The following is a 15,825-nucleotide window of genomic DNA, read 5'->3' as shown; positions in this document are numbered from 1 at the left end:
AATTCGCAGTCGAACCGGAAGTAGTGCCCTCTCTTGGTGGTTGCCGCGGCATCGAAGCGGCCGCCGGCGGCCCGCCTCATGCCTTTCACCTATCCCAGCTTGGGCAGCAGGTTGAACAGCAGCACCATCAGCAGGCCCACAAAGGACACGATGGACTGGACCACGGTAATGGTCTTGGTGGCCTCGCCCATGCTCATGCCGAACGACTCCTTCACCATCCAGAAGCCCGCGTGGTTGGCATAGTTGAAGAACAGCGAGCCGCAGCCGATGGCCAGCGCCAGCAGCGGCACGTTCAGCGAAGGATCGGAGGCCGCCAGCGGCGCCAGCAGGCCCGCCGCGCCCACGATGCCCACGGTGGCCGAGCCGGTGGACACCGACAGCAGCATGGCGATCATCCAGCCCAGCACCAGCGGAGGCATGGCGAACTGCTGGGTCATGTGGACGATGGCATCGCCCACCTTGGCGCTGGTCAGTATCTGCTGGAAGGCGCCGCCGCCCGCAATGATGAGCATGATGCCGGCGATGGGCTTGAGGCTCTGGCCCAGCGCGTCGCGCAGCTTCTCGGCATCGGCGCCGCGGAGATAGCCCAGGGTGATGGAGGCAAACACCACGCCCAGCAGCATGGCCACCAGCGGATTGCCCAGGAAGGCCGCCGCATGCAGCAGGCCCGAATCCTTGGGCAGAAGCACCTCGGCCAGCGCATGCACCAGCATCAGCAGCGCGGGCAGCAAGGCGCACAGCACGCCCATGCCGATGCTGGGCGCACTGCCCTCCCCGCCTTCCTTCTTGCCTGATGTGAACTGCTCCAGCAGGGCTGCATCGGGGCGCGTGCTCATGCGCGGCGTGATGAAGGCGCCGTACAGCGGGCCACCCAGCACCATGGCGGGAATCACGGCCAGAAAGCCGTACAGCATGGTCGGGCCGACCGTGGTGTGCAGCGTGGCAATGGCGGTGAGCGGGCCCGGGTGCGGCGGCACCATGCCGTGCATGGCGGCCAGCGCGGCGATCACGGGCACGCCCACATAGACATAGGCCGATCCCTTGAAGCGCTCATTGCTTTCCAGCTTGCGCGCCACGCTGAAGATCAGCGGCAGCATGACCACCAGTCCCACCTCGAAGAACATGGGAATGCCGATCACGAAGGCCACCAGGGTCATGGCCCAGGGAATCATGCGCTCGGACGTGCGCTGCAGGATGGCACTGGCCAGCCGCTCGGTGGTGCCGGAGTCCGCCAGGATCTTGCCCAGCATGGCGCCCAGGGCAATCACCACGCCCACCGCGCCCAGCGTCTTGCCGGCCCCGTTGGTGAGGTTCTTGACGATCTCGCCCGGCGCCATGCCGGTGGCAAAGCCCACGCCGATGGAAACCACCAGCAGCGCCAGCAAGGGATGAAGACGGATGCGCGAGACGATCAGCGCGACCAGGACCAGCACGCTGGCCAGCGCGATGAGCAGCAGTTGGGTATCGAATGAAGACATAGGAAGCTTGGAGTTGTGATTCTTGGCGTTGGACCCCGCCTGCGCGCTTGCGGCATGCGGCATGCCGCAAGCGGTGGGCGGTTTCCAATCGCTACAAATCGTATGCCTGGGCCTGTCGGCGGGTTGTAGGTTTCAGGCTTGTTCACAGAGTTCGCGCTGGCGCCGGTCCACAATCGTGTCTGCCGGGCAAGCCCGGCGCTGCCATCCCGGAACCCATGCGCATACACCATCCCCCCGTACCGGAGCTGCCCGGAATCTCCCTTCGCCAGATCGAACGCTCGGACATCGGCGCCTGGTACGCCTACCTGAGGCTGCCCGCCGTCACCGAGCACACCAGTTGGAACCTCGCCTCAGGCGACGACCTGCTGCCGCTGTTCGATGCGTTCGAGTCCCCGTCCGCCGACTCCCAGCGCCGCCTGGCCGTCGTCGATGCCCGCAGTGGCCGGATGGTGGGCAGCATCGGCTTTCACACCATCTCCGGCGTGAACCGCACCGCCGAAATCGCCTACGACCTCGCCCCGGAGTACTGGAGACGCGGCATAGCCAAGGCCCTGTGCGCGACAGTGACCCGATGGGCCTTTCAGGAATACGGCTTCATCCGCATCCAGGCTGCGGTGCTGGAGTCGAACCAGGCCTCGGCCAAGGTCGTGCAGGCCTGCGGGTACCGGCATGAGGGGCTGCTGCGTTCGTTCAGGCTGGTTCGCGGGATGCCCAGGGACTATGCGCGGCTTGCGGCAGACGAATGAGCGGGCGATAAGCCCAGGCATCCCCATGCACTCCTGCAGCGATCCTCACGCGACCCGCACTCTGGACCTCATCCCCAACGATCCTGTCCAGCCCGAGTTCCAGCGCCTGGTGGACGATGCGCGCGCAGCCATCGCCAGCGCCCTCGGCGAGGCGCTGGACAGCCTCTACCTGTATGGCAGCGTGGCGCGCGGCTGCGCGAGGGCGGGCTTCTCGGACCTGGATCTGACGATCGTGCTGGCCCGCCCCCTGTCCAGGCAGGAGAGCGCCCAGCTGGAGCAGTTGCGCCAGGACCTGCAACTACGTCACAAAGAAGTCGTGAAGATCGATTTCGACCTGGGCACACGGCAAGAGGTGCTGGACCCGGCCCATCTCTACAGCTGGGGCTACTGGCTCAAGCATGAGTGCCGCTGTATCCATGGAGAAGACCTGGCGCAGCAGTTTGAGGCGTTCGAGCCGTCCAGGGCGATTGCACAGGCCGTCAATGGCGACTACGTGCAGGTGCTGAACAACTACCTGCAGCGCATTGCTGCAACCCGGGACGACATGGAGGCCCTGCGCCTGCAACGCGAAGCCGCACGCAAGCTGATCCGGGCCACCAATGTGCTGCGCCCCTGCTGCGGGGGCTTCTGGCCGCGCACGCTGGAGGAGTTCGCCGATTGCTTTGCGCAGCTCCATCCGGAAATGGCGCAGTCCGTGGCTTTCTTTCTGGCGCAGGCAAGGACGCCCGAGGCACCCAGAGCTCGTTTCAACGCAGAGCTTTCGGCCTTCATCAGCTGGATTCGGCGCCAGCGGGCTGCATCTACGGCAGTCTAGGTACCGGGCAACGCCAGGCCCCAAGCCGCCAAGCACCTGATACGCAACAAAACCTTCACTCCTCCGTCACCGCACCGTCACGCGCAGCGGGTGCAATGTAAACGTTTTCAAGAAATCGTTTACATCCATGAGCATCACCGAGGTTGCACGCCGCGCGGGACTGTCCGTCGCCACTGTTTCGCGGGTTTTCAATTCGCCGGAGGTGGTCAATGCGCAAACGCGCAGCACGGTGCTGCGCGTGGCGCAGGAAGTGGGCTATGTGGCCAATGCCAGCGCCCGCACGCTGCGCACGCGCAGCAGCAAGGTGCTGGGCGTGGTGCTGCCCACGCTCACCAATCCGGTGTTTGCCGAGTGCCTGCAGGGCATTGCCTCGCAGGCGGCGCTGCGCGGCTATGCGATTTCGCCCTGCACCACCGAATACGACCACGCCGGTGAAGACGCGGCCACCACGCGGCTGCTGGCCAGCGGGGTGGATGCGCTGGTGCTGGTGGTCTCCAACCCTGGCGATTCGGCGGCGCTGGCGCGTGTGCGCCAGGCCGGCAAGCCCTATGTGCTGGCCTATCACCACACCCATGAGCATGCCTGCGTGGGCGTGGACAACACGGGCGCCGTCAGGGAGCTGGTGCTGCGCCTGGCTGCGGCAGGCCACAGCCGCATCGGCATGGTCACGGGCCAGTTGCGCGCGTCCGACCGCGCCCAGCAGCGCTGCCGCGGCTATGCGCTGGGCATGCAGGCCGCAGGCCTGTCGCCGCTGCCCGTCTGGGAGGTGCCCTTTGCCGCCACCGCCGTGCAGATGCTGCAGCAGCACCTGAGCGAGCAGGCTCCGCCCACGGCCATTGTCTGCAGCAACGATCTGCTGGCGATACGCACCATCCGCGCGGCATCGCTGGCCGGGTTCCGCGTGCCTGCGGACCTGAGCGTGGTCGGCTTTGACGGGATTGCCATGGCGGGCGATCTCACGCCTTCGCTGGCCTCGATTTCCCAGCCCAACCACGACATCGGCTCGGCCTGCGTGCGCCTGCTGTGCGATGCGCTGGCGGGCAAGAAAACACTGGCCGCGCAGGACAGCCTGTGCCTGCCGCATGGCTGGCGCAGCGGCGAGTCCTGCCGGCTTTGAAACCAACAACAGCGGCCCGCGCAAGCCAAGGCCGCGCCCTTCCCTTCCCAACGCTCCCCCACCTCTTCGAGTACGCACCATGAAACTGACTGCCCTTCCCTTCAAGCTCTCCTTCAAGCCCTCCATCAAGCGCCTTGCCCTGCTGGCCGCCACCACCGCCGTCTGCGGCACGGCGCTGGCCCAGAGCGCCATCTGCTACAACTGCCCGCCCGAATGGGCCGACTGGGGCACGCAGATCAAGGCCATCAAGGCCGATACCGGCATCACCGTGCCGCCCGACAACAAGAACTCCGGCCAGTCGCTGGCCCAGCTGGTGGCCGAGAAGGCCAGCCCCGTGGCCGATGTGACCTACCTGGGCGTGACCTTCGCCATCCAGGCGCAGAAAGACGGCGTGGTCGCCGCCTACAAGCCCGCCCACTGGGACCAGATTCCCGCCGGCCTCAAGGACCCCAAGGGCGAGTGGGTGACCATCCACTCGGGCACGCTGGGCTTCATGGTCAACAAGGCGGCACTGGGCGGCAAGCCCGTGCCTCAGTCCTGGGCAGACCTGCTCAAGCCCGAATACAAGGGTCTGGTGGGCTACCTGGACCCGGCCTCGGCCTTCGTGGGCTATGTGGGCGCCGTGGCCGTGAACCAGGCCATGGGCGGCACGCTGGACAACTTCCAGCCGGCCATCGACTACTTCAAGAAGCTGCAGAAGAACGAGCCCATCGTGCCCAAGCAGACCTCGTATGCGCGCCTGCTGTCGGGCGAGATCGGCATCCTGCTGGACTACGACTTCAACGCCTACCGCGCCCGCTACAAGGACAAGGCCGACGTGGACTTCGTGATCCCCAAGGAAGGCACCGTGGTCATGCCCTATGTGATGAGCCTGGTGAACAAGGCGCCGCACACGGACAACGGCAAGAAGGTGCTGGACTATGTGCTGTCCGACAAGGGCCAGTCCATCTGGGCCAACGCCTACCTGCGCCCCGTGCGCGACGTGGCCCTGCCCAAGGAAGTGGCCGGCCATTTCCTGCCCGGCAGCGAGTACGCACGCGCCACCTCGGTGGACTACCAGAAGATGGCCGATGTGCAAAAGGGCTTCTCCACGCGCTACCTGCGTGAAGTGCGTTGAGCCCGGCGGACTGCATCGTGGGCATTCCCTCCCAAGCGCCAGGCGACTGGCGCGCCCGCGCGCTGCTGCTGGCCTGCAGCGCGCCGGCCGTGGCCTTCTTTGCCGCGTTCTGGCTGCTGCCGGCCGGCCTGCTGCTGGCGCTGCCGGCGCGTGAAGGCTGGCGCACCTACTTCGCCACGCTGACCGACACGCTGTACCTGCAAAGCCTGCTGCAGACGCTGGCCCTGTCGCTGGCCGTGACCCTGGCCACGCTGCTGATCGGCGCAGTGATGGGCATTGCGCTGGCGCGCCACCGCTTCACGGGGCGCGGCCTGCTGCTGTCGCTGCTGACGCTGCCGCTGTCGTTTCCGGGCGTGATCATCGGCTTTTTCATCATCCTGCTGGGCGGTCGCCAGGGCGCGCTGGCCGATCTGTCGGTGGCCCTGGGCGGCGAGCGGATCACCTTCGCCTACGGGCTGCTGGGCCTGTTCCTGGGCTACCTGTACTTCTCGCTGCCGCGCGCCATTGCCTCCTACACGGCAGCGGCCGAGGCGCTGGACCCGCACCTGGAAGAGGCCGCGCGCTCGCTGGGCGGCAATGGCTGGCGCGTGGCGCGCGATGTGTGGTGGCCGCAGCTGCTGCCCACCACGCTGGCCTGCGGCGCCATCGTTTTCGCCACGTCGGTCGGCGCCTTCGGCACGGCCTTCACGCTGTCGAGCAAGTTCGAGGTGCTGCCCATCACCATCTACAACGAGTTCACCAACTACGCCAACTTCGCCCTGGCCGCCAGCCTGTCGATCAGCCTGGGGCTGATCACCTGGCTGGTGCTGTGGCTGTCGCGGCGCTGGGCGGGTCCCGCCGCCACAGGAGTCTGACCATGCGGACCACACAAAAAATGCCACCGCTGATGTGGCTGGTGACCGCCACCGTCACCCTGTTCATGCTGGCGCCCATGCTGCTGTCGGTGCTGGCCGGCCTGGTGCAGAACTACGGCCAGGGCCTGGCCAGCGGATTGACCACGCGCTGGTTGGCCGAGGTCTGGGCCGGCTACGGCAATACCGTGCTGATGTCGCTGCTGCTGGCCTGCGCCTGCGTGGCCATGACCTTGGTGCTGGGCGTGCCCTGCGCCTATGCGCTGGCGCGCAGCCGCTCGCACTGGGCCCGGCATTTCGAGGAGCTGCTGACGCTGCCCGTGGCGATTCCGGGCCTGGCCAGCGCCCTGGCCCTGCTGCTGGCCTATGGCAGCGTGGCCGCCTTCCGCCAGAGCTTTGCCTTCATCCTGGTGGGCCATGTGGTGTTCACCCTGCCCTTCATGGTGCGCATGGTGGGCTCGGCACTGCGCCGCCAGGAGCTGGTGGCGCTGGAGGAGGCTGCGCGCAGCCTGGGCGCCTCGTTCACGCAGCGCTTCCTGGGCGTGCTGGTGCCTGCCGTGCTGCCCGCCATCGTGGCCGCCTGCCTGATGGTGTTCACCCTGTCCATGGGCGAGTTCAACCTGACCTGGATGCTGCACACGCCGCTGACGCGCACCCTGCCCGTGGGCCTGGCCGACAGCTATGCGTCCATGCGCATCGAGGTGGGCTCGGCCTACACCCTCATCTTCCTCATCGTCATCCTGCCCGTGATGTGGCTGCTGCAGGCGCTGGGGCATTTCATCGAGAAGCATTATGGAAAGTAACAGCGTCGCCATCGACATCCGGCAGTGCGCCAAGACCTATGCCGACGGAACGCGCGGCCTGCAGGCCACCGACCTGCGCGTGGAGCCCGGCGAGGTGCTGGCCCTGCTCGGCCCCTCGGGCTGCGGCAAGACCACGCTGCTGCGCATCATCGCGGGGCTGGAGACGCCGGATGCGGGCAGCCGCATCGCCTTCGGCGACACCGACGTCACCCGCGTGCCCATAGAAAAGCGCCAGGTGGGCATGGTGTTCCAGCACTACGCGCTGTTCCCGCAGATGAGCGTGCAGGCCAACATTGGCTACGGCCTGCGCATACGCGGCGTGTCCGAGCAGGAGCAGCGCCGCGTGGTGGGCGAACTGGTGGACCTGGTGCGCCTGAACGGCCTGGAGCACAAGCGCCCGGCCGAACTGTCCGGCGGCCAGCGCCAGCGCGTGGCCCTGGCCCGCGCCGTGGCCTCGCGCCCGCGCGTGCTGCTGCTGGACGAGCCGCTGACCGCGCTGGATGCCAAACTCAAGGAAACCCTGCGCGACGAGCTGGCCCAGCTGCTGCGCCAGCTGCGCATCACCGCCGTCCACGTCACGCACGACCAGCAGGAAGCCATGGCCATTGCCGACCGCATGGCCGTGATGCAGGCAGGCCGCATCCTGCAGGTGGGCGACGGCGAGAGCCTGTACCGCCGACCGGCCCATCCCTTTGTCGCCACCTTCCTGGGGCGCGTGAACCAGGTCGAACGCAGCGAAGACGATGCGCGCAGCAACCGGCTGGCGCTGGCCGGCATGGAGCTGGCCTGCCCGGCCGAATGCACGGGCGCGGCCCGGCTGCTGCTGCGCCCTGAAGACATCGAGGTCTGCGCCGCCGGCACGCCGGGCGCCGTGCCCGCATCGGTGGCGCGCCGCGTCTTCCTGGGCGACCGCCTGCAGCTCACGCTGGAGCTGGCGGGCCACACGCCGCTGATGGCCGACGTGGCCCGCGACCACGCCGCGCAATCGGGCGACCGCGTGGCCTTGCGCATCGCCCCCCACCAATGGATGCCCAACCATGCCCAAGCCTGAAAGCCATCGCACTTCCCGCCCCTCCATGACCACCTTCCTGGCCCAGCTCACCGACCTGCATATCCGCGAACCCGGCCGCCTGACCTACCGCCGCATCGATACCGCCCAATACCTGGAGCGCACGGTGCAAAGCGTGCTGGCCCTGCCGCAGCAGCCGCACGCCGTCGTGATCACGGGCGACCTGACCGACTTCGGCCGGCCCGCCGAATACGCCCACCTGCGCAGCCTGCTGGCGCCGCTGGGCGAGCTTCCCATCTACCTGCTGCCCGGCAACCACGACGACCGCGACGCGCTGCGCACCGCCTTTCCCGAGCACACCTGGCTGCGCAGCGAAGGCTTCATCCAGTACGCCGTGGACATTGGCGATCTGCGGCTGATCGCGCTGGACACCGTGGTGCCGGGCCACAGCGAGGGCGCGCTGTGCGAGGAGCGCCTGCAATGGCTGGAGCTGCAGCTGGCCGCCAGCGAGGGCCGCCCGGTGGTGATCGCCATGCACCACCCGCCCTTCGAGACCCTGATAGGCCACATGGACAAGATCGGCCTGCTGCAGGGTGCCCAGGCACTCGAAGACCTGGTGCGCCGCCACCCCAACGTGCAGCGCGTCATCTGCGGCCACCTGCACCGCAGCATCCAGGTCGGCTTCGGCGGCACGGTGGCCATGACCTCGCCCGCGCCCGCCCACCAGGTCTGCCTGGACCTGGCGCCCGACGCCGCATCGGCCTGGACGCTGGAGCCGCCCGGCTTCATGCTGCACGCCCTGCCGCACGGCGGCCGACTGGTCAGCCATGCCGTGGCCAGCGGGCAATTCGACGGGCCGCATCCGTTCTGGGATGCGGACGGGCGGTTGATCGACTGAGCCCGGGCCGGCGCGCCCTGGCCGCGTCAGCGGCCCGCGCCGACCCGCTGGCGCCGCCCCAGCCCCATCCATCCGATGGCTGCAGCCAGCAGGCTCAGGACCACAAGGGCTGTGTGCTGCAGCGTCGGCACGGGGGTCACCTGGCCACCGCCGGGGGGAGCCGCCACCGTATTGATGGACGCGGAAGCCATGCACGGCACCGTTCCCACGACCTGCCCTGCTTGCATGCACTGCACCGACGGGTCCCCGGCATCCACCGTGGCCACATTGGTAATGGTTGCGGGCGCCGGGTTGGACACGCTGGCCATCACGGTGAAAACCAGCGAGTCTCCTGCCGCGAACACGGGCACCGTGACTGCCAGCGATCCGGAGCCTGACGCCACGGGACATGGCGTGCTGGCACCGGGCGTACAGGTCCAGGTGGCGCGCTCCAGGCCGGCAGGCAGGCTGTCGGCAATCTGCGCCTGGGTGGCGGCCACGGTCCCCGTATTCCTGACGGTGATGGTGTAGCGCACCTCCTGCCCCGCCTGCACCTGGCCTGCGGGCGAGATGCTGTGGGTCAACGACAGGGCAGGATGCACGGCCTCCCTGTGCCAGGACATGACGTTCTGGTTTTGCACGGGCGCCCCGGTCCACGCAACGGACACGCCGTTGCCGGGTATCTCGTAGGTCCCCAAACAAGTGTCGCTCTCACCCGAATAGCTGACCTGCTGGGATGTTTCCGAGAACAAGGAAGCGCACATCGCGTTGTTCATGGCACCCACCTGTTCCGTGGCCATTTCAAACCGGCTCAGCATATCCACATCATTGGGAGATCCACCCGGGCCAATTTGATTGATGGAGCGGTGCGGATTGTTCCCCGTCAGCCAGCGTTGAAGGTGGATTCTGTTTCTCACGATATTGGACCCACTGTCCGTGGAAACCCTGAATATGAATGCGCGCACATCCGGATCGGAACTGCTGTAGGTGTTCAATCCGTCCGAGAAACTATAGGAAGTCACCAGCGCCCTTATCTCGCTCTCGTCCAGATTGGGCTGCAAGGGTGCGGCCGTTTCAAACCAGCCGGCCAGGCGGGCGGTCCTCGGAAAATCCTGGCATGAGCCGTGAGACCCCAGGGGACAGGCCGTGCGATCCTGGAAATCCGAGTAGGAGGTTCTCATCTCCCCGTAGTAACGGGTCACTTGCGCGCTGGCGGGGGGGCAGGCCGAGAGTGCTGCGCCGGCCATCAAGGCAGCCATGAGGGCGTGATTTTTCATAGAACTCCCAGTGATAGATAGATTTACGCTATCAAGGTATCACTGGTATTGAACTTTAAAAATCACCAATCCCCTACAGCCACCATCCAATGACAAATATTTGCAATCCCACCATTGGAATTGAACTCCAGGTTGTCGTCCTGTTTACTTTTCAACGGAGAGCGCCGATGAATGCGGAACTGCATAACAACCCATCTGCCGCCCAATATCTTTCTTGATTGGAATGCACAATACCCAATTTGAATCGAATATATTGTGACAAAAGTTTCAAATAGTAAATGACAGTGATGAATGGCGGTAGATCCGAACCTGGAACGCCGAGGACGGCGCCCTCACCGGTCCACAGGCAGCGCCAGCGTCTCCTTGACCTCTTCCATCACCACATAGCTGTGCGACTCGGCCGGCACGGGCAGTTTCTTGAGGATGTCGCCCAGCAGGCGGCGGTACTCGCGCATGCCGCCCAGGCGGGCCTTGACCAGGTAGTCGAAGCTGCCCGAGACCAGGAAGCACTCCAGCACGTCGGGCACGTGCAGCAGTTCCTGGCGCACCTTGTCGAAGACCTCGCCCGACTTGGACGAGAGCTTGATCTCCACGAACACCAGCAGCGTCTTGCCCAGCGCCTCGGGCGACAGATGGGCGTGGTAGCCGGTGATCACGCCATCGCGCTCCAGGCGGCGCACGCGCTCCGAACAGGGCGTGGCCGAGAGGCTGACCTGCTCGGCCAGTTCGGTCATGGAGATGCGGCCGTCCCGCTGCAGGATGTCGAGGATCTTGCGGTCGGTGCGGTCGAGCACGCGGTTTTCACTTTTGGCGGCCATGGCTGCGATTCCCGGGGCTTATCAATCACTGGAGAGTAGCAATATTTCAGTGGTTTCCACTGCCTCATCGTCAATAGACTTTGATTTCATCTTGTTGACCTGGCGGTGAATCGTATGAAAGTCCTTGTTCTTGGCGGCGGTGTCATCGGCGTGACCAGTGCGTACTACCTGGCGCGGGCCGGTGCCGAGGTCACAGTGCTGGACCGGCAGAATGCGCCCGCGTCCGAAACCAGCTTTGCCAACGCAGGCCAGGTATCGCCCGGCTACTCCACGCCCTGGGCGGCGCCCGGCATTCCGCTCAAGGCCCTGAAGTGGATGCTGCAGGAACACGCGCCGCTGGCCGTGCGCCTGGACGGCAGCCTGTTCCAGCTGCGCTGGATGGCGCAGATGCTGCGCAACTGCTCTGCCCAGCGCTATGCCGTCAACAAGGAACGCATGATGCGCGTGGCCGAGTACAGCCGCAGCTGCCTGCAGCAGTTGCGCGCCGATACCGGCATCGCCTACGAGCAGCGCACGGGCGGAACGCTGCAGCTGTTCCGCACCCAGGCCCAGCTGGACGCCGTGGAGCGCGACGTGGCCGTGCTGCGCGAATGCGCCGTGCCCTTCGAGCTGCTGGACCGCGACCAGCTCGCCCAGGTGGAACCCGCCCTGGCCCAGGCGCGCGACCGGCTGACCGGCGGCCTGCGCCTGCCCAAGGACGAGACCGGCGACTGCCACCGCTTCACCAATGAATTGGCCCGCATCGCCACCGGCCTGGGCGTGGAGTTGCGCTTCAACCAGAACGTGGATGGCCTGGTGGTCGAAGGCGGCCGCATTGCCGGCGTGCGCGTCAATGGAGAACTGCTGACCGCAGACCGCTACGTGATGGCCTTCGGCAGCTACTCGCGCCAGGCGCTGGAGCCGCTGGGGCTGGACCTGCCCGTCTACCCCGTCAAGGGCTATTCGCTCACCGTGCCGCTGGGCAACCCGGCGCTGGCGCCGCAGTCCACCGTGCTGGACGAGACCTACAAGATTGCCGTCACCCGCTTTGACGACCGCATCCGCGTGGGCGGCATGGCCGAGCTGGGCGGGTTCGACCTGCGCCTGGACCCGCGCCGCCGCGCCACGCTGGAGCTGGTGGTCAACGACCTGTTCCCGGGCGGCGATGTGGCGCGCGCCAGCTTCTGGACCGGGCTGCGGCCCATGACGCCGGACGGCACGCCCATCATCGGCGCCACGCGCTATGCCAACCTGTTCCTGAACACCGGCCACGGCACGCTGGGCTGGACCATGGCCTGCGGCTCGGGCCGGCTGATCGCCGACCTGATCACCGGCCGCAGCCCGGAAATCAGCACCGACGGCCTGGCCCTGGACCGCTACACGCACCGGCCGGCCCGGCACCTGGGGGGCAGTTCCACCCCCGTCTCCGCCTGAGCGCAAGACATCTTGAACACTTGAGGCAGCCTGCCCCGGCCCTGCTGAACGGGCCGCTACCCCAGCGTCAGGTCCCGCAGCGCGGACATCAGCGGCGACCAATGGGCCTTGGGGTGGCTGATGAGAAGCCAGCTGCGGCGCGTGCGCAGCTCGGGGATGGGCAGGGACTGCAGGCGCTCGGGATTGCTGCGCAGCACATGGCTGGGCACGTAGCACAGCAGGTCGGTCTGGCCCACGATGTCGATGGTGGCCTCGGTGTTGTGCTGGATCTCCAGGGCCACGGTGGGCGCGCCCAGGCCCTGGGCCGCGAAGGCCTCATCCACCACCTTGCGCACGGCGGCGCCCGGTGCCGGCAAGGCCCAGGAGTAGCCCTGCAAATGCCCGAACCTCAGGCCCTGCTCCAGCGCCAGCTGGAACAGCGGGTGGCGCGGCCGTGCGGCGGCCCATAGCTCATCCTCGCCGATGACCACCTGGGCGCAGCGCGTGGCATGGCCCGGGTAGGACGGCACCACGGCCAGGTCCAGGCTGCCGTCAAGCAGCGCGCGCTCCAGGTCGTCGGACTTGCCCACGGTCAGCCGCACGCGCAGGCCGGGGCGGCGGCGCAGCAGCTCGGCCACGGCCCGGGTGGCGCGGCTTTCCGAGGTGGCCTGCGTGAAGCCCAGGCGGATCAGGCCCACATGCTGGGCCTGGATGTCGCTGGCGGCGCGCATTGTCTCCTCATGCCGCAGCACCAGTTGACGCGCGGGCTCCATGAACAGCTGGCCGCTGCTGGTCAGCGCCACGCCATGCGTTCCGCGCGTGAACAGGGCCGCTCCCACGCCCTGCTCCACGCGGCGCACGATCTTGGAGACGGCCGGCTGGGTCAGTTGCAGGGCAGCGGCCGCACGCCCGAAATGGCCATGCTCGGCCACGGCCAGAAAGCAGGCCAGCTCGTTATAGGCAAATCCCGTCATGCCATTCCTTGTCAACGAAGAAAAACGAGAAAGCTTGCTACCTTGCCGAGCAAAGCCATTCCAGATGTGCATCGATTTTCGCTGGTTTGGTTATCACCAAGACAGGGCTTGTGGCTAGAGTTTTGGCATGGAAACTTTTTGAGCCACATCATGAACCCACCAAACATCGTGCTCATCGTCGCGGACAACCTGGGCTGGGGCGAGCTGGGCTGCTACGGCGGCGGTGCGCTGCGCGGCGCGCCCACTCCGCGCATCGACCAGCTGGCCTGCGAGGGACTGCTGCTGCAGAACTTCAATGTGGAAAGCGACTGCGTGCCCACGCGCTCGGCCCTGATGACGGGGCGCCACCCCATCCGCACGGGTGCCCTGCAATCGGTGCCGGCCGGGCTGCCACAGGGCCTGACGCGCGGCGAGACCACGCTGGCCCAGCTGCTGTCGGCCCAGGGATATGCCACGGCGCATTTCGGCAAATGGCATCTGGGGGACATTCCGGGCCGTTATCCCTCGGACCGGGGTTTCGACGAGTGGTACGGCATTCCCCGCACCACGGACGAAAGCCAGTTCACCGCGACCACGGGCTACGACCCCCTGGTGGCGCCCCTGCCCCACATCATGGAAGGCCGCGCGGGCGCGCCCTCGGACGATGTCAAGGTCTATGACCTGGAATCGCGGCGCAACATCGACGCCGAGCTGGTGGAGCGCTCGCTGGACTTCATGCGCCGCAACCACGCCCGGGACCGCCGCTTCTTTCTGTACCTGCCCCTGGTGCACCTGCACTTTCCCACGCTGCCGCATGCGGATTTCGCGGGCCGCACCGGCCAGGGCGACTTTGCCGACTCCATGGTGGAGATGGACCACCGCGTGGGCCAGATCTCGGACGAGATCGACCGGCTCGGCCTGCGCGAGGACACCCTGTTCATCTTCTGCAGCGACAACGGCCCCGAGTTCCGCCAGCCCTACCGCGGCACGGCCGGCCCCTGGCGCGGCACCTACCACACGGCCATGGAGGGCAGCCTGCGCGTGCCCTTCATCGCACGCTGGCCGGGCCGCATCCAGGCCGGGCGCACCAGCAATGAAATCATGCACGTGACCGACATCTTCTCCACCCTGGCGGCGGTGGCGGGCGCCGCCGTGCCGCAGGACCGGCCCATCGACGGCCTGGACCAGACGGCCTTCCTGCTGGGCGAGCCCCGGTCCGCGCGCGAGGGCTTTCTCTTCTACATCAAGGACCAGCTGCGGGCCGCGAAGTGGCGCGACTGGAAGCTGCATTTCTACTGGGAGCCCGAGGTCAACGAGAGCAAGGGCAAGCTGGAGTCCCCCTACCTGTTCAACATCGTGCGCGATCCCAAGGAGGAGCATGACGTGCTGATCTTCAACACCTGGGTGCTCAACCCCATGCTGACCATGGTCCAGCGCTTCAACGAAAGCTGCAAGGCACACCCCAACACCGCGCCCGGCGCCCCCGACCAATGACCTGCGCACCCCTACCCGCCCCGCAGGCCAGCGGCCGCCTGCCGACCACCCGCCGCCATGCACTGCGCCCCCTTGCCGCCGCAGCCCTGCTGGCCCTTGCACTGCCCACGGCCCGCGCGGCCGATTCCCCGGCGCACGCCCCGCAGGGCAAGCCCATCACCTGGATCGTGGGCTTTGCGCCCGGCGGCAGCCTGGACGTGCTGACCCGCCATGTGGCCCGGCAACTGGAGGCCAGGGCCGGTGTCAGCGTGGTGGTGGAGAACCGGCCGGGCGCCTCGGGCGCGATCAGCCTGCAGGCGGCGGCCAAGGCGCCTGCCGATGGCCTGACCCTGGTCTCCGTGCCCGGACCGCAGCTGTCCGGCCCACGCCAGCCCGAGGTGGGCCGCGAGCTGACCGCCGTGGCCGTGATGGCCCGGGGCGCCATGGTGCTGGTGGGCCCTGCCCCGGGTGCGGCCGGCAGCCTGGGCGAACTGGTAGCCGCCATGAAAGCCAAACCGGGCCAATGGAGCTACGCCAGTTCGGGCACGGGCACCTCCCAGCATCTGGCGGGCGAACTGCTCAACGCCCTGGCGGCCACCAGCATGGTGCATGTGCCGTACAAGGGCGGCGGGCAGGCCGTGACCGATGTGGTGGGCGGGCAGATCCCCCTGGCCATGCTGGGCGTGACGCCCGTGCTGCCGCACATCCAGTCGGGCCGGCTGAAGGCCTATGCCGTGACCAGCGCCACGCGCATAGACAGCCTGCCTGATGTACCGACCATGCGCGAGGCCGGCGTGCCCGGCTACGAGGCCACCCAGTGGTATGCCGTGGCCGTGCCCTCCGGCACGCCCCCCGAGCGGCTGGCCCAGCTCAACCAGTGGATCAACCAGGCCATACAGTCGCCCGAGCTGCGCCCCACGCTGCAGGCCGCCGGGGCCGTGGCCACGCCCATGTCCCTGTCCGAGATCCAGCGCTTCATGTCCCAGGACAACGCCAAGTGGAAGAAGCTGGCCGCAGACCGGCGCCTGGCGCTGGACTGACCCCACAGCGCCGGGCCGCGCCAGGCCGGGCCACGCCAGGCCGGGCCACGCCGGGCCGGG

15 protein-coding genes are annotated in these 15,825 nt (G+C 67.4%); 11 read left to right on the top strand and 4 right to left on the bottom strand.

Features of this window, described 5'->3' with window-relative positions:
• Positions 1 to 89 precede the first annotated feature (89 nt).
• Positions 90 to 1,478 carry a GntP family permease gene (locus AC57B5_RS03005; protein ID WP_496398690.1) on the bottom strand — a complete coding sequence of 463 codons (1,389 nt, stop codon included), beginning with the start codon at positions 1,476 to 1,478 and terminating at the stop codon, positions 90 to 92.
• Positions 1,479 to 1,693: 215 nt separating this feature from the next.
• Between AC57B5_RS03005 and AC57B5_RS03000 the strand changes: the two genes are divergently transcribed.
• The 8 genes from AC57B5_RS03000 to AC57B5_RS02965 all read left to right on the top strand — a co-directional run bounded on the left by AC57B5_RS03000 (position 1,694) and on the right by AC57B5_RS02965 (position 8,833).
• Positions 1,694 to 2,224, top strand: a complete 531-nt coding sequence (locus AC57B5_RS03000) for a GNAT family N-acetyltransferase (RefSeq protein WP_496398689.1) — start codon at positions 1,694 to 1,696, stop codon at positions 2,222 to 2,224.
• 25 nt (positions 2,225 to 2,249) lie between these two features.
• Entirely contained in the window at positions 2,250 to 3,038 is a 789-nt protein-coding gene (locus tag AC57B5_RS02995; protein WP_496398688.1) for a nucleotidyltransferase domain-containing protein, read from the top strand.
• A gap of 127 nt (positions 3,039 to 3,165) precedes the next feature.
• Positions 3,166 to 4,155: a LacI family DNA-binding transcriptional regulator gene (locus AC57B5_RS02990; RefSeq protein ID WP_046239741.1), complete on the top strand. Its 990-nt coding sequence runs from the start codon at positions 3,166 to 3,168 to the stop codon at positions 4,153 to 4,155.
• Between the two features lie 79 nt (positions 4,156 to 4,234).
• On the top strand, positions 4,235 to 5,272 hold the full coding sequence (locus tag AC57B5_RS02985) for an ABC transporter substrate-binding protein (protein WP_496398687.1): 1,038 nt from the start codon (positions 4,235 to 4,237) through the stop codon (positions 5,270 to 5,272).
• The gene (locus AC57B5_RS02980; protein WP_202759858.1) at positions 5,269 to 6,126 is read left to right on the top strand and encodes an ABC transporter permease; all 858 of its coding nucleotides are present in this window, start codon (positions 5,269 to 5,271) and stop codon (positions 6,124 to 6,126) included. Before AC57B5_RS02985 ends, AC57B5_RS02980 begins: the two co-directional genes overlap by 4 nt.
• A 2-nt stretch (positions 6,127 to 6,128) precedes the next feature.
• Positions 6,129 to 6,926 carry an ABC transporter permease gene (locus AC57B5_RS02975; protein ID WP_496398686.1) on the top strand — a complete coding sequence of 266 codons (798 nt, stop codon included), beginning with the start codon at positions 6,129 to 6,131 and terminating at the stop codon, positions 6,924 to 6,926.
• Positions 6,916 to 7,977 carry an ABC transporter ATP-binding protein gene (locus AC57B5_RS02970; protein ID WP_013802897.1) on the top strand — a complete coding sequence of 354 codons (1,062 nt, stop codon included), beginning with the start codon at positions 6,916 to 6,918 and terminating at the stop codon, positions 7,975 to 7,977. Before AC57B5_RS02975 ends, AC57B5_RS02970 begins: the two co-directional genes overlap by 11 nt.
• Complete coding sequence (locus tag AC57B5_RS02965; RefSeq protein ID WP_496398685.1) at positions 7,964 to 8,833, top strand: phosphodiesterase; 870 nt, start codon at positions 7,964 to 7,966, stop codon at positions 8,831 to 8,833. Before AC57B5_RS02970 ends, AC57B5_RS02965 begins: the two co-directional genes overlap by 14 nt.
• A 26-nt stretch (positions 8,834 to 8,859) precedes the next feature.
• Here AC57B5_RS02965 and AC57B5_RS02960 read toward each other — a convergent pair whose 3' ends face one another.
• Positions 8,860 to 10,089: an IPTL-CTERM sorting domain-containing protein gene (locus AC57B5_RS02960; protein ID WP_496398684.1), complete on the bottom strand. Its 1,230-nt coding sequence runs from the start codon at positions 10,087 to 10,089 to the stop codon at positions 8,860 to 8,862.
• Between the two features lie 332 nt (positions 10,090 to 10,421).
• On the bottom strand, positions 10,422 to 10,907 hold the full coding sequence (locus AC57B5_RS02955; RefSeq protein WP_012204957.1) for a winged helix-turn-helix transcriptional regulator: 486 nt from the start codon (positions 10,905 to 10,907) through the stop codon (positions 10,422 to 10,424).
• Positions 10,908 to 11,021: 114 nt separating this feature from the next.
• Between AC57B5_RS02955 and AC57B5_RS02950 the strand changes: the two genes are divergently transcribed.
• Positions 11,022 to 12,320, top strand: coding sequence for a D-amino acid dehydrogenase (locus tag AC57B5_RS02950; RefSeq protein WP_492385249.1), 1,299 nt, complete (start codon positions 11,022 to 11,024; stop codon positions 12,318 to 12,320).
• Positions 12,321 to 12,376: 56 nt separating this feature from the next.
• Here AC57B5_RS02950 and AC57B5_RS02945 read toward each other — a convergent pair whose 3' ends face one another.
• Complete coding sequence (locus AC57B5_RS02945; protein WP_013802902.1) at positions 12,377 to 13,273, bottom strand: LysR family transcriptional regulator; 897 nt, start codon at positions 13,271 to 13,273, stop codon at positions 12,377 to 12,379.
• Positions 13,274 to 13,423: 150 nt separating this feature from the next.
• On the opposite strand from AC57B5_RS02945, the gene AC57B5_RS02940 reads away from it, so the two are divergent.
• Positions 13,424 to 14,746 carry an arylsulfatase gene (locus tag AC57B5_RS02940; protein ID WP_063327938.1) on the top strand — a complete coding sequence of 441 codons (1,323 nt, stop codon included), beginning with the start codon at positions 13,424 to 13,426 and terminating at the stop codon, positions 14,744 to 14,746.
• Positions 14,743 to 15,765 (top strand): tripartite tricarboxylate transporter substrate binding protein, encoded by a 1,023-nt coding sequence (locus AC57B5_RS02935; RefSeq protein ID WP_496398683.1) that lies wholly within the window; start codon positions 14,743 to 14,745, stop codon positions 15,763 to 15,765. The genes AC57B5_RS02940 and AC57B5_RS02935 overlap by 4 nt, the downstream gene beginning before the upstream one ends.
• Positions 15,766 to 15,825: the final 60 nt, after the last annotated feature.

It is taken from the genome of Delftia sp. BGA-UO-ETr-SB1, assembly GCF_059567865.1.
The sequence above is the reverse complement of the archived record's forward strand: the minus strand, read 5'-3'. Positions and strand labels throughout refer to the sequence as shown.